Source organism: Lentibacillus kimchii (assembly GCF_055381965.1).
The window spans coordinates 186,503-199,705 of the sequence record NZ_AP043934.1; the positions used below are offsets into that span (position 1 = coordinate 186,503).

Consider the following 13,203-nt stretch of genomic DNA (forward strand, 5'->3'; position numbering starts at 1 on the left):
GCTGGCAATAGAGCAGCTGGATTAACAGAACCGGCACATATGCCGGTTCTGTCTGGCTTGATGATCAGACATTAATAAGGGAGGTAGACCCTTGCTGGATGTAAATAAATTTGAGTACATGAAAATCGGCCTGGCTTCTTCAGAAAAGATTCGTTCATGGTCCTACGGTGAGGTTAAAAAACCGGAGACCATTAATTACCGCACGTTAAAACCAGAAAAAGACGGCCTTTTTTGTGAGCGTATATTCGGTCCGACAAAAGACTGGGAATGTCATTGCGGGAAATATAAACGCGTTCGGTACAAAGGTGTTGTCTGTGATCGCTGCGGTGTCGAAGTAACGAAAGCAAAAGTCCGCCGTGAACGAATGGGCCACTTGGAACTTGCGGCACCTATTTCACATATTTGGTACTTCAAAGGTATTCCGAGCCGTATGGGACTTATGCTCGATATGTCGCCACGCGCTTTAGAAGAGGTCATCTATTTTGCAGCTTATATTGTGACCGAGCCCGGCGATACAACGCTGGAAAAGAAACAATTGCTTTCCGAAAAAGAGTTCCGGTCATACTATGAAAAATATGGTAATAGCTTCAAAGCCCAAATGGGAGCGGAAGCCATTCGCAAACTTCTTCAGGATCTTGATATTGAAAAAGAGTCTGAGGCATTAAAAGACGAACTGAAAACAGCACATGGCCAGCGCAGAACACGGGCTATCAAGCGTCTGGAGGTACTGGAAGCGTTCCGGAATTCCGGTAATGATCCAGCGTGGATGGTACTTGATGTACTGCCGGTTATTCCGCCGGAGATCCGTCCGATGATACAACTTGACGGTGGTCGTTTCGCGACATCAGATTTGAATGATCTTTACCGTCGTGTGATTAACCGGAATAATCGTCTGAAACGTCTTTTGGATCTGGGTGCTCCGAGCATCATCGTTCAAAACGAAAAACGGATGCTTCAGGAGTCAGTCGATGCATTGATTGACAATGGCCGGCGCGGTCGTCCGGTTACAGGTCCTGGAAACCGTCCGCTGAAATCTCTGTCCCATATGCTTAAAGGGAAACAGGGCCGTTTCCGGCAGAATCTGCTCGGTAAGCGTGTTGACTATTCCGGACGTTCAGTTATTGCAGTTGGCCCAACTCTGAAAATGTACCAATGCGGCCTGCCGCGTGAAATGGCACTGGAATTGTTCAAGCCGTTTATTATGAAAGAACTTGTTGCGCAAGGTTATTCCCATAATATTAAATCGGCTAAGCGAAAAATTGAGCGTGTCCATCCAGAAGTATGGGATGTTCTTGAGGAAGTTATCCGGGAGCATCCGGTCATGCTGAACCGGGCGCCAACATTGCACCGTCTAGGTATCCAGGCATTTGAACCGGTACTCACAGAAGGGCGTGCGATACGTTTGCACCCGCTTGTCTGTCCAGCATACAATGCCGATTTTGACGGTGACCAGATGGCTGTTCACGTACCGCTTTCAGCTGAAGCACAAGCCGAGGCACGTGTTCTTATGCTCAGCGCACAGAACATCCTTAATCCGAAAGATGGCGAGCCGGTTGTTACACCATCACAAGATATGGTGCTGGGCAATTATTACTTGACTATGGAAAGGCCTGGTGCCATTGGCGAGGGCAGCACGTTCAAAGATATAGATGAGGCCATGATTGCTTATCAAAGCGGTTATGTTCATTTGCATACGCGTGTTGCGGTTAAAGCATCCAGTTTAAATAAACGTTCCTTCACAGAAGAGCAGCAGAGGAAACTGCTTTTGACAACGGTTGGCAAGCTGATTTTCAACGGAATTCTGCCAGACTCATTCCCGTATCTGAATGAACCGACGGCTGAAAATCTGGAAAATGCCATACCGGATAACTACTTTGTTGAACCAACAACAGATATCAAAGCGGAATTGAAGCAGCGCGATCTTGTTACGCCATTTAAGAAAGGCATCATGGGTGATATTATCGCTGAGGTCTTCAAGCAGCTAAAAATCAGTGAAACATCTAAAATGCTGGACCGTATGAAAGATCTCGGCTTCAGTTACTCAACAAAGGCTGGTATAACTGTTGGTGTTTCGGATGTTGTTGATTTGGATGAGAAGCAAGAGATTCTGGACGATGCGCAGGGTAAGGTTGATAAAGTGCAGAAACAGTTCAGACGCGGACTCATCACAGACAGCGAGCGTTATGACCGCGTTATATCGATCTGGTCAAGTGCCAAAGATGATATTCAGGATCGTCTTATGGGTTCACTTGATACGCAGAACCCAATCTTTATGATGAGTGACTCCGGTGCTCGTGGTAATGCTTCGAACTTTACACAGCTTGCCGGCATGCGTGGCCTGATGGCTAACCCATCTGGTGAAATCATGGAACTGCCGATTACGTCCAACTTCCGTGAAGGTCTGACTGTGCTGGAGTACTTTATCTCAACACACGGCGCCCGTAAAGGTCTTGCGGATACTGCCCTGAAAACAGCAGACTCAGGTTATCTGACGCGCCGACTTGTGGACGTTGCCCAGGATGTCATTATTCGTGAAGATGACTGTGGCACTGACCGTGGTTTGAAAGTATCGTCGCTTAAAGATGATACAGAAGTGATTGAACCACTGTTTGATCGCTTACTTGGCCGTACCGCATTTGAAAATGTCTATCATCCGGAAACAGGTGCTGTTATTGTTCCGAAAAATGGTTTGATAACAGAAGATCAGGCCAAACAGATTAATGAAGCAGGGGTCGAAGAAGTTATTATTCGCTCCGCATTCACCTGCAATTCGAAGTATGGCGTCTGCAAGAAATGCTACGGCCGCAACCTGGCAACCGGTGATCAAGTGGAAGTCGGTGAAGCCGTTGGTATTATCGCAGCCCAATCCATTGGTGAGCCGGGTACTCAGCTGACAATGCGCACATTCCATACCGGCGGCGTTGCCGGCGATGACATCACTCAGGGTCTGCCGCGTATTCAGGAGTTGTTTGAAGCCCGTAATCCAAAAGGTCAGGCTGTCATTAGTGAAATTCACGGAACTGTCGAGGACATTAGGGAATTGAAGGATAAACTGGAAGTTGTTGTTCAAGGCGAAGTTGAACAGCGCACATATCCAGTCCCTTATAATGCGCGCATGAAAATTTCAGTTGGCGATGAAATCATTGGCGGACAGGAAATCACAGAAGGCTCTGTGGATCCAAAAGAACTTCTTAAAGTGCAGGGCATCGAAGGCGTGCAACAATATCTGCTTCGTGAAGTGCAAAAAGTTTACCGGATGCAGGGTGTTGAAATTGATGACAAGCACGTAGAAGTTATGGTGCGGCAAATGATGCGCAAGATCCGCATTGTTGAGTCGGGTGATTCAGATGAACTGCCAGGTTCACTTCTGGAAATTCACCAGTTTAGAGATGCAAACGAACCTATATTGCAGGAAAACAAACAGCCTGCGACCGGCCAGCCTGTATTACTTGGTATTACGAAAGCAGCTCTGGAAACAGAATCCTTCTTATCAGCTGCATCATTCCAGGAGACCACGCGTGTTCTCACTGATGCTGCGATTAAAGGTAAACGTGATGAGCTGATGGGACTTAAAGAAAATGTTATACTTGGTAAGCTTGTTCCGGCAGGGACCGGTATCGACCGCTACCGTCAGCTTGAAACGGCAACAGATGAACCGGAAGAAACAACGGAAGAATCGGAAGAACCGGAGGAGTCGGAAACCGTGCAGTAAAGTGGGGAGTTCCCCCACACTGCGTTTCCAGCTTCCGTCTCTGGCCATGACTTAGCTCCCCGGATTAATGGCCGGCTTTGCAGAAACCGGGGTATGTTTTATTAAAGTGTGCTGAGTTAAAAGGACTGACTGGCAAAATAGGACAAGCATTGACGTGAGTATCAAAGCTGGGAGCACTCGGGAAAATGGCGAAAGAATTCTTGACATTATAAAACCGGAATGGTAATATATCCAGGGTGCTTCCGATTATACTTGTTACTTTGGAGGATATGCGCATGTCTTATGAAAAGGTAACCCAATCCCGATCACATTTAATAATCGGAATGAAGGAAACACTTAAAGCCATTAAGCACGACACAATCAGTGAAGTGTTTATTGCTGATGATGCGGACAAAGAGCTAACGCGAGAGGCAGCGCTTTTGGCAGGTGAGTCAGGTATACCCTGTCGTCGCGTTGACTCAAAAAAGAAACTTGGCGCAGCTTGTGGAATTGACGTTGATGCATCAGCAGTGGCGATAAAACAATAAGGTTTTGGCGATGCAGTCGCGAAAGCTTTGTTTTTTAAGCAAAAATGAACCACCTGGATATGTGGTATTATGATAGCCTGTTATGATGGGTGGTCATTGGCTATTGACGAATCAGAAAGGAGGAACTTACAATGCCTACAATTAATCAGCTTGTGCGAAAAGGGCGTGTGAACAAACCGAAAAAATATGACTCCCCTGCATTGAACAGAGGGTATAACAGTCTTAAAAAACGGTTTACAAAGCAAAATTCACCGCAAAAACGCGGGGTTTGCACACGTGTTGGCACATTGGCACCTAAGAAACCAAACTCAGCACTGCGGAAGTATGCACGTGTTCGTTTATCCAACAATATGGAAGTAACGGCTTATATTCCAGGGATTGGACACAATCTGCAGGAGCACAGTGTTGTTCTGTTGCGTGGTGGCCGTGTTAAGGACTTGCCGGGTGTTCGTTATCATATCGTGCGCGGTGCTCTTGATACAGCAGGTGTCGACGGACGCAGAAAAGGCCGTTCCAAATATGGAACTAAGAAACCAAAAGCTGAGAAAAAGTAATTCGTGTCTAAAATTAAGGGAAAGGAGGGGGACATATGCCACGTAAAGGGCCAGTACCGAAACGTGATGTTTTACCCGATCCACTTTACAATTCAAAATTGATAACGCGTTTAATCAATCAGATTATGATTGACGGCAGACGGGGGAAAGCACAAAAAATCCTCTATAAGTCGTTTGAACTCGTTAAGGAACGAAGCGGCCAGGAGGCCATGGATGTCTTTGAGCAAACGATGAAAAACGTTATGCCGGTTCTGGAAGTACGCGCACGCCGCGTCGGCGGATCAAACTACCAGGTGCCAGTGGAAGTGCGCCCTGAACGGCGTCAGGCTTTAGGCTTGCGCTTTATCGTTCATTACGCACGTCTCCGTGGTGAGAAAACGATGGAAGAACGTCTCGCTAATGAAATTATGGATGCTTCCAATAATACTGGAGCAGCTGTAAGACGGCGTGAGGAATTGCATAAGATGGCCGAGGCGAACAAAGCATTCGCACACTATCGCTGGTAGACAAAACCAAATAAAAGTTTTCTTGAGAAAGGAGAAGAATACATGGCCAGAGATTTCTCCTTGGAAAAGACGCGCAACATTGGTATTATGGCGCACATTGATGCAGGCAAAACGACTACCACCGAGCGTATTCTTTTCTATACAGGACGTATCCATAAAATTGGTGAAACCCATGAAGGTGCATCCCAAATGGATTGGATGGAGCAGGAACAGGATCGCGGCATTACCATCACTTCTGCTGCAACCACTGCTCAATGGAAAAACCATCGTATAAATATTATTGATACACCAGGACACGTGGATTTCACTGTTGAAGTTGAGCGTTCGCTGCGTGTGCTCGATGGTGCTGTGACAGTACTTGATGCGCAGTCCGGCGTTGAGCCTCAGACAGAAACAGTATGGCGCCAGGCAACCACATATGGTGTGCCGCGAATTGTTATGGTTAACAAGATGGACAAAGTCGGCGCTGACTTCTTATATTCAAGCGATACGCTTAAAGAACGTCTTGGTGCTAACGCGCACCCTGTCCAGCTTCCGATTGGTGCAGAGGATAACTTTGAGGGTATTATTGACCTGGTTACGATGGAAGCTTATCATTATGAAGATGAGCTTGGAACCCGGGCTGAACCAGGTGAAATCCCTGAAGATTATAAGCAAAAGGCTGAGGAGCTGCATGCTTCATTAATTGAATCTGTAGCAGAAGCTGATGAAGATATTATGATGAAATATCTTGAAGGCGACGACATTTCTGTCGAAGAACTTAAGCAGGCAATCCGCAGAGCGACATTGAATGTTGAATTTTATCCAGTCTATTGCGGTTCAGCCTTTAAAAACAAAGGTGTTCGGCTCGTATTGGATGGTGTCATTGACTACCTGCCGTCGCCAACCGATGTACCGCCGATTGAAGGCATGGTTCCGGATACAGAAGAAGAAACAAGCCGCCCGGCTGATGACAGTGCTCCTTTTTCCGCACTTGCGTTTAAAGTTATGGCAGACCCTTATGTCGGTAAGCTGACATTTTTCCGGGTATATTCCGGCACGCTGGAAGCTGGTTCATATGTCAGAAATCCGCTTAAAGACAAGCGGGAGCGTATTGGACGGATTCTGCAAATGCATGCGAATTCCCGTCAGGAGATCAAGACCGTCCATGCCGGTCAGATTGCTGCCGGCGTCGGTTTGAAAAATACATCGACTGGTGAAACGCTCTGTGATGAGAAAGAGCCCGTTATTCTTGAATCCATGGACTTTCCGGAGCCGGTTATTTCAGTTGCCATTGAGCCTAAGACAAAATCCGACCAGGATAAAATGGGTATGGCACTTGCTAAACTGGCAGAGGAAGATCCGACATTCAAAACAGAGACGGATAATGAAACAGGCCAGACGATCATTTCCGGAATGGGCGAGTTGCACTTGGACGTTATCGTCAACCGCCTGAAAGCGGAATTCAAGGTTGATGCTCAGGTTGGTGCACCACAGGTTGCTTATCGCGAAACGTTCCGGGCAGCTTCCGAGGTTGAAGGTAAATTTATTAAACAATCCGGAGGACGCGGACAATATGGTCACGTTGTTGTTAAATTCGAACCTAATGAAGAAGGCGCAGGTTATGAATTTGTCGACAAAATTGTTGGCGGCACCATTCCGCGTGAATATATTCCATCCGTTGATGAAGGTATTCAGGAAGCATTGGGTAATGGTGTTCTTGCCGGCTATCCGATGATTGATGTTAAGGCAACATTATTCGACGGCAGCTATCACGATGTTGACTCCAACGAGATGGCCTTTAAAATTGCTGGGTCAATGGCTTTGAAAGAAGCCAAAAACAAAAGCCAGCCGGTACTGCTTGAACCTATGATGCAAGTTGACATTGTTATCCCTGAAGAATATATGGGCGATATCATGGGTGATGTAACGGCCCGCCGTGGTCGTGTAGATGGCATGGAACCCCGTGGTCCGGCACAGCTGGTTAAGGCCTTTGTGCCCCTGTCAGAAATGTTTGGCTATGCGACATCTCTAAGATCGAACACACAGGGACGCGGAACGTTCACCATGCACTCTTCTCACTATGAAGAAGTGCCAAAGAGCATTTCTGAAGAAATTATTAAGAAAAATACGGGCGAATAATTGATTTTTTTGGTATTCTAACGTATAACTTTGAGTAAAGGCTGTGGGCAGGCATACTTGTTTACCCCAGTCTGTGAATCAAAGAAAATCAGGGTGAATTTATTAAAGGAGGAACTATATATGTCTAAAGAAAAATTTGACCGCTCCAAAAGCCATGTGAATATTGGAACTATCGGACACGTCGACCATGGTAAAACGACGCTTACTGCAGCTATCACAACAACAATGCATGAAAAATCCGATGAGGTCGAAGCTATGGATTTTGACCAGATCGACCATGCACCAGAAGAAAAAGAGCGTGGTATTACAATTGCTACATCTCACGTTGAGTATGAGACGGAAACACGTCACTATGCACACGTTGACTGCCCCGGCCACGCTGACTATGTTAAAAACATGATCACCGGTGCAGCTCAAATGGATGGTGCCATTCTTGTAGTATCGGCTGCTGACGGCCCAATGCCTCAGACACGTGAGCATATCCTGCTTTCACGTAATGTTGGCGTTCCAGCTATCGTTGTTTTCCTTAACAAAGTGGATATGGTTGACGACGAAGAGCTTTTGGAACTTGTTGAAATGGAAGTCCGCGATCTCCTGAGTGAATATGATTTTCCAGGTGACGATATCCCAGTTATTAAAGGATCTGCTTTGAAGGCTCTTGAAGGTGACGAAGAGTATCAGCAGAAAATTTATGAACTGATGGATGCCATCGATCAATATATCCCAACCCCTGAACGCGACCATGATAAACCATTCATGATGCCTATTGAGGACGTATTCTCCATCACAGGCCGCGGTACAGTAACGACTGGCCGTGTTGAACGCGGAACGGTTAAAGTTGGCGACGACGTTCAAATCATTGGTCTTTCTGAGGAACCGACTAAGACAACGGTTACTGGTGTTGAGATGTTCCGTAAGCTGCTTGATTATGCAGAAGCCGGCGACAACATCGGGGCATTGCTGCGCGGAATTTCGCGTGAACAGGTTGATCGCGGTCAGGTTCTTGCGAAACCAGGTTCTATTACACCGCATACAACGTTTAAAGCAGAAGTTTATGTGCTTTCGAAAGAGGAGGGCGGACGTCATACACCATTCTTTGCTAACTATCGCCCGCAATTCTACTTTCGTACCACGGATGTAACGGGTGTTATTCAGCTCCCTGAGGGTGTTGAAATGGTCATGCCAGGTGATAACGTTCAAATGCATGTTGATTTGATTTCACCAATTGCGATTGAAGATGGCACGCGCTTCTCAATTCGTGAAGGTGGCCGTACAGTTGGTTCTGGCGTTGTAACAGAAATTCAGCAGTAACTGTTTCATAAAATTTAGTCGATCCGGATCTGAAACAGGCAGCCCATACGCTGCCTGTTTTTCCTTGAGTAGAGATTTTGCTGTTTTCTCTTAGAATAGATCCGGTGAATCCCTGTTATTCTGTAAAAAATCAGCTGCAGCCCTTGCAATCACGGGAAATTGTTTGTATAATAATTTAATGTGCAATCTACTAGTCATACTATAAATATTGCATTGGTCACATAACTTTTGTATAATGTTAATGTTGATCAGAAAGCGATGAAGTGGAAGGTTGTTGATACACCCGGCCCCTTTGCCATGGCGGTGTCATCAAGAAATTTTCACGGAGCAGCTCCATTTAAAAATTGAGCGCAAAGGAGGGAAAATAATGGCAAAAGAGAAAATTCGAATTCGGTTAAAAGCGTATGATCATCGCATTTTAGATCAGTCTTCCGAAAAGATTGTAGACACTGCCAAACGTTCGGGTGCCAATGTGTCCGGCCCAATACCTTTGCCGACTGAGAAATCGGTTTTCACGGTATTGCGCAGCCCATTTAAGGACAAAGACTCCCGTGAGCAATTTGAAATGCGCACACATAAACGCTTGATCGATATTGTCAGCCCAACACCACAGACGGTAGACTCACTGATGCGTCTTGACCTGCCATCAGGTGTTGACATTGAAATTAAATTATAATGATTGATAAATATAGGAGGTGTAACGGATGACGAAAGGAATCTTAGGACGCAAAATCGGCATGACACAGCTTTTTTCCGATGAGGGTGAATTAACCCCTGTAACGGTTATCCAGGCTGAACCTAATGTTGTGCTGCAGAAGCGGACTGTTGAGAATGACGGTTACGAAGCTGCGCAGCTCGGTTTTGCTGAGAAAAAAGAATCACGTGCGACTAAAGCGGAAAAAGGCCATGCTGAAAAAGCAAACACGACCCCTAAGCGCTACGTTCGTGAAATCCGTAACGCAGATTCTGATGCCTATGAAGTGGGTCAGGAGATAACGGTTAATACGTTCCAGACCGGAGATTTGATCGATGTAACTGGAACAACGAAAGGGAAAGGGTTCCAGGGTACCATCAAGCGTTTTAATTACAATCGCGGACCCAAAACACACGGATCGCACTTTCACAGAAGTTCGGGTTCGATGGGTGATATGACAGCCATGCATGTGTTTAAAGGTACTAAATTGCCCGGCCAAATGGGTGGAAGAAAAGCGACGGTCCAAAACCTTGAAGTTGTCAGAGTCGATTCGGAACGCAACCTGATCCTGATCAAAGGAAACATTCCAGGTCCGAAAAAATCATTCGTTAAAGTAACGGGTGCTGTTAAAGCTAATTCATAATTATGGATGAAAGGAGGATATGTCATGCCTAAGGTAGCACTATTAAAACAAGATGGCTCACAAGCTGGAGACGTTGAATTAAACGATGCCGTATTTGGCATTGAGCCGAATACACACGTCATGCATGAAGCTGTTGTTATGCAGCGTTCGTCAATGCGTCAGGGCACACATGATGTGAAAAACCGTTCAGAAGTACGCGGCGGAGGAAGCAAGCCATGGCGTCAAAAAGGAACAGGACGTGCACGCCACGGTTCAACCCGTTCACCGATATGGGTCGGCGGCGGAACAGTGTTTGGCCCGACACCACGCAGTTACGGTTTCAAGATGCCGAAGAAAGCGCGTCGCTTAGCGCTTAGATCTGCTCTGTCTTCTAAAGTGCAGGACGATAATGTCGTTGTTTTAGACGATATTGCATTCGACGCACCGAAGACAAAAGAAGCTGTTAAAATGCTTGATGCCTTGAGCGTTGATGACAAGGTATTGATTGTGACAGCTGACAGAGATGCGAATGTTGTCCGGTCAGCAAATAATCTGCCAAACGCTCATGTGATCACGGTAGATGACGTGAATGTTTTAGATTTGCTGTCGTACGATGAACTGATCATCACAAAAGATGCAGCAGAAAAAGCAGGGGAGGTGCTTTCACAATGAAAGAACCGCGCGATATTATAAGACGCCCCGTCGTTACAGAGCATTCTTCCGATCTAATGGCGGAAAAGAAATATACGTTTGTTGTTGATCCTAATGCGAATAAAACGGAAATTAAAGAAGCTGTTGAACTCGTATTCGATGTTGAAGTTAAACGTGTGAACACAGCCAATTTAAGAGGCAAATTTAAGCGCATGGGACGTTATGGCGGTTATCGCCCCGACATTAAAAAGGCTGTCGTACAGCTTTCAGAAGATAGCAAAGAACTGGATTTGTTTGAATAACAAGTATAAAAAGGAGGGATAAAGATGGCGATTAAAAAATTTAAACCGACCTCAAATGGTAAACGTGGTATGTCTGCATCCGACTTTGCAGAAATCACAACGGACTCACCAGAGAAGTCGCTGCTGAGGCCGATTTACAGACGCGGTGGACGTAACAACCAGGGTAAAATGACGATGCGCCATATAGGCGGCGGCCACAAGCGTCAATATCGTCTGATTGACTTTAAACGTGATAAAGACGGCATACCTGGCCGCGTTGCTACGATTGAATATGACCCTAATCGCACAGCTAACATAGCTCTTATCAACTATGCAGATGGTGAGAAACGCTATATTCTGGCTCCAAAAGGCCTGAAAGCAGGTCAGGAAATCAGATCAGGTGAAGATGCCGATATTAAGATGGGAAATGCTAAAAGGCTGAAGAACATTCCTGTTGGCACGATCATCCACAATGTTGAATTGAACCCGGGTCATGGTGCTCAGCTCGTACGCTCAGCAGGTACTAATGCACAGGTTCTTGGACGTGATGGCAAATATACACTTGTTCGTTTAGCATCCGAAGAGGTTCGGCTGATTCTGTCTGAATGCCGTGCAACCATTGGCGAAGTTGGCAACGAACAGCACGAACTGATTCAAGTAGGTAAGGCTGGCCGGACACGCTGGTCAGGACGCCGTTCAGCTGTCCGTGGTACTGTTATGAACCCTAGCGATCACCCGCATGGTGGTGGTGAAGGACGTTCACCAATTGGTCTGAAATCACCAGTATCACCTTGGGGACAACCAACAATGGGTTATAAAACACGTAAACGGAGTAAGCCTTCGAACAAGTATATTGTACGTGAACGTAAACGCAAAAAGTAATGCGATAGCCTGAGTAACGCAAAAATATGTTAATGCGAAGGGAGGTTTACTCATGACTCGCAGCTTGAAAAAAGGACCATTTGCAGATGACCATCTGATGAAAAAGGTTGAAAGCCTGAATGAGACCGATAAAAAGCAAGTCATTAAAACCTGGTCACGCCGTTCAACAATTTTCCCTAATTTTGTTGGCCACAACATTGCTGTTTATGATGGACGGAAACATGTTCCCGTTTATGTAACAGAGGATATGGTCGGCCATAAATTAGGTGAATTTGCCCCTACCCGTACGTTTAAAGGGCATTCAGGTGATGACAGGAAAACAAAACGCTAATGGGAGGAGGCACTCGAAATGAAGGCAAAAGCTGTTGCAAAGTCTGTTCGCATTGCTCCTCGTAAAACGCGTCTTGTGATCGATTCGATTCGAGGAAAGGACGTTGGAGAAGCGATTGCTATTTTGCGTCATACACAGCGCGGCGCATCGCCAGTTGTCGAAAAGGTTGTGAATTCGGCTATCGCTAATGCTGAACATAACTATGAAATGGAGCCGGATAACTTAGTTATTTCGGAAGCATTTGTTGATGAAGGAGCTACGTTGAAACGTTTCCGTCCAAGAGCGCAGGGACGGGCAAGTCAAATTAATAAACGCACCAGTCATGTAACTGTCGTGGTAGCAGAAAAGAAGGAGGGATAGTCATTGGGTCAAAAAATAAATCCTAACGGTCTTCGTGTTGGCGTTATTAAGGAATGGGAATCAAAATGGTACGCCGGCAATGATTATGCAGACTTATTGCATGAAGATATCGAAATCCGAGAATACCTGAATAAGCGTCTAAAAACAGCTGCTGTTTCACATATCGATGTAGAACGTGCAGCCAACCGTGTTAATATCACGATTCATACCGGCAAGCCAGGGATGGTTATCGGTAAAGGCGGTTCTGAAGTCGAGGCTCTGCGGAAATCATTAAATAAGCTGACGGGTAAACGTGTTCACATCAACATTGTGGAAATCAAAAAAGTCGATTTGGATGCCACATTGGTTGCTGAGAATATTGCTCGCCAACTGGAAAACCGCATTTCATTCCGCCGTGCGCAGAAACAATCGATTCAGCGTATCATGCGTTCAGAAGCCAAAGGTGTTAAAACGCAAGTTGCCGGACGTTTAGGCGGTACGGATATTGCCCGTCGGGAAGCTTACAGCGAAGGAACTGTTCCATTGCACACACTTCGTGCTGACATTGATTTTGGTCGTGCAGAAGCCGACACGACGTATGGTAAACTCGGTGTCAAAGTGTGGATCTATCGTGGAGAAGTCCTTCCAACAAAAAATGATGATTAAGGAAGG

14 protein-coding genes are annotated in these 13,203 nt (G+C 46.0%); all 14 read left to right on the forward strand.

The features are described from left to right. Positions 1-91 precede the first annotated feature (91 nt). The 14 genes from rpoC to rpsC all read left to right on the forward strand — a co-directional run bounded on the left by rpoC (position 92) and on the right by rpsC (position 13,197). Positions 92-3,712, forward strand: a complete 3,621-nt coding sequence (gene rpoC, locus ACZ444_RS01270) for a DNA-directed RNA polymerase subunit beta' (RefSeq protein WP_382358155.1) — start codon at positions 92-94, stop codon at positions 3,710-3,712. A gap of 275 nt (positions 3,713-3,987) precedes the next feature. Beyond that, positions 3,988-4,239 carry a ribosomal L7Ae/L30e/S12e/Gadd45 family protein gene (locus ACZ444_RS01275; protein ID WP_382358156.1) on the forward strand — a complete coding sequence of 84 codons (252 nt, stop codon included), beginning with the start codon at positions 3,988-3,990 and terminating at the stop codon, positions 4,237-4,239. Positions 4,240-4,370: 131 nt separating this feature from the next. Continuing rightward, a complete protein-coding gene (gene rpsL / locus ACZ444_RS01280; RefSeq protein ID WP_382358157.1) occupies positions 4,371-4,793 on the forward strand; it encodes a 30S ribosomal protein S12 in 423 nt (140 codons plus the stop codon). Between the two features lie 35 nt (positions 4,794-4,828). Beyond that, a complete protein-coding gene (rpsG, locus tag ACZ444_RS01285; protein ID WP_382358158.1) occupies positions 4,829-5,299 on the forward strand; it encodes a 30S ribosomal protein S7 in 471 nt (156 codons plus the stop codon). 42 nt (positions 5,300-5,341) lie between these two features. After that, entirely contained in the window at positions 5,342-7,420 is a 2,079-nt protein-coding gene (gene fusA / locus ACZ444_RS01290) for an elongation factor G (protein ID WP_382358159.1), read from the forward strand. Between the two features lie 120 nt (positions 7,421-7,540). Further along, positions 7,541-8,731, forward strand: a complete 1,191-nt coding sequence (gene tuf / locus ACZ444_RS01295) for an elongation factor Tu (RefSeq protein WP_382358160.1) — start codon at positions 7,541-7,543, stop codon at positions 8,729-8,731. Positions 8,732-9,098: 367 nt separating this feature from the next. Next, positions 9,099-9,407 (forward strand): 30S ribosomal protein S10, encoded by a 309-nt coding sequence (gene rpsJ, locus ACZ444_RS01300; protein ID WP_382358161.1) that lies wholly within the window; start codon positions 9,099-9,101, stop codon positions 9,405-9,407. Positions 9,408-9,435: 28 nt separating this feature from the next. Next, positions 9,436-10,068: a 50S ribosomal protein L3 gene (rplC, locus tag ACZ444_RS01305; RefSeq protein WP_382358162.1), complete on the forward strand. Its 633-nt coding sequence runs from the start codon at positions 9,436-9,438 to the stop codon at positions 10,066-10,068. Between the two features lie 24 nt (positions 10,069-10,092). Beyond that, entirely contained in the window at positions 10,093-10,719 is a 627-nt protein-coding gene (rplD, locus tag ACZ444_RS01310; protein ID WP_382358163.1) for a 50S ribosomal protein L4, read from the forward strand. Further along, positions 10,716-11,000: a 50S ribosomal protein L23 gene (rplW, locus tag ACZ444_RS01315; RefSeq protein WP_382358164.1), complete on the forward strand. Its 285-nt coding sequence runs from the start codon at positions 10,716-10,718 to the stop codon at positions 10,998-11,000. The genes rplD and rplW overlap by 4 nt, the downstream gene beginning before the upstream one ends. A gap of 24 nt (positions 11,001-11,024) precedes the next feature. Then, complete coding sequence (gene rplB / locus ACZ444_RS01320) at positions 11,025-11,861, forward strand: 50S ribosomal protein L2 (protein WP_382358165.1); 837 nt, start codon at positions 11,025-11,027, stop codon at positions 11,859-11,861. A 52-nt stretch (positions 11,862-11,913) separates the two neighbouring features. After that, entirely contained in the window at positions 11,914-12,192 is a 279-nt protein-coding gene (gene rpsS / locus ACZ444_RS01325) for a 30S ribosomal protein S19 (protein WP_382358166.1), read from the forward strand. A gap of 18 nt (positions 12,193-12,210) precedes the next feature. Continuing rightward, on the forward strand, positions 12,211-12,552 hold the full coding sequence (gene rplV / locus ACZ444_RS01330) for a 50S ribosomal protein L22 (protein WP_382358167.1): 342 nt from the start codon (positions 12,211-12,213) through the stop codon (positions 12,550-12,552). Between the two features lie 3 nt (positions 12,553-12,555). Then, entirely contained in the window at positions 12,556-13,197 is a 642-nt protein-coding gene (gene rpsC / locus ACZ444_RS01335) for a 30S ribosomal protein S3 (protein WP_382358168.1), read from the forward strand. Positions 13,198-13,203: the final 6 nt, after the last annotated feature.

Coding starts and splice junctions, on each gene's coding strand:
- rpsS (WP_382358166.1), top strand. CDS start 11,914: ATGACTCGCAGCTTGAAAAAAGGACCATTTGCAGATGACCATCTGATG.
- rplV (WP_382358167.1), top strand. CDS start 12,211: ATGAAGGCAAAAGCTGTTGCAAAGTCTGTTCGCATTGCTCCTCGTAAA.
- rplC (WP_382358162.1), top strand. CDS start 9,436: ATGACGAAAGGAATCTTAGGACGCAAAATCGGCATGACACAGCTTTTT.
- rpsG (WP_382358158.1), top strand. CDS start 4,829: ATGCCACGTAAAGGGCCAGTACCGAAACGTGATGTTTTACCCGATCCA.
- ACZ444_RS01275 (WP_382358156.1), top strand. CDS start 3,988: ATGTCTTATGAAAAGGTAACCCAATCCCGATCACATTTAATAATCGGA.
- tuf (WP_382358160.1), top strand. CDS start 7,541: ATGTCTAAAGAAAAATTTGACCGCTCCAAAAGCCATGTGAATATTGGA.
- rplD (WP_382358163.1), top strand. CDS start 10,093: ATGCCTAAGGTAGCACTATTAAAACAAGATGGCTCACAAGCTGGAGAC.
- rplB (WP_382358165.1), top strand. CDS start 11,025: ATGGCGATTAAAAAATTTAAACCGACCTCAAATGGTAAACGTGGTATG.
- rplW (WP_382358164.1), top strand. CDS start 10,716: ATGAAAGAACCGCGCGATATTATAAGACGCCCCGTCGTTACAGAGCAT.
- rpsL (WP_382358157.1), top strand. CDS start 4,371: ATGCCTACAATTAATCAGCTTGTGCGAAAAGGGCGTGTGAACAAACCG.
- fusA (WP_382358159.1), top strand. CDS start 5,342: ATGGCCAGAGATTTCTCCTTGGAAAAGACGCGCAACATTGGTATTATG.
- rpsJ (WP_382358161.1), top strand. CDS start 9,099: ATGGCAAAAGAGAAAATTCGAATTCGGTTAAAAGCGTATGATCATCGC.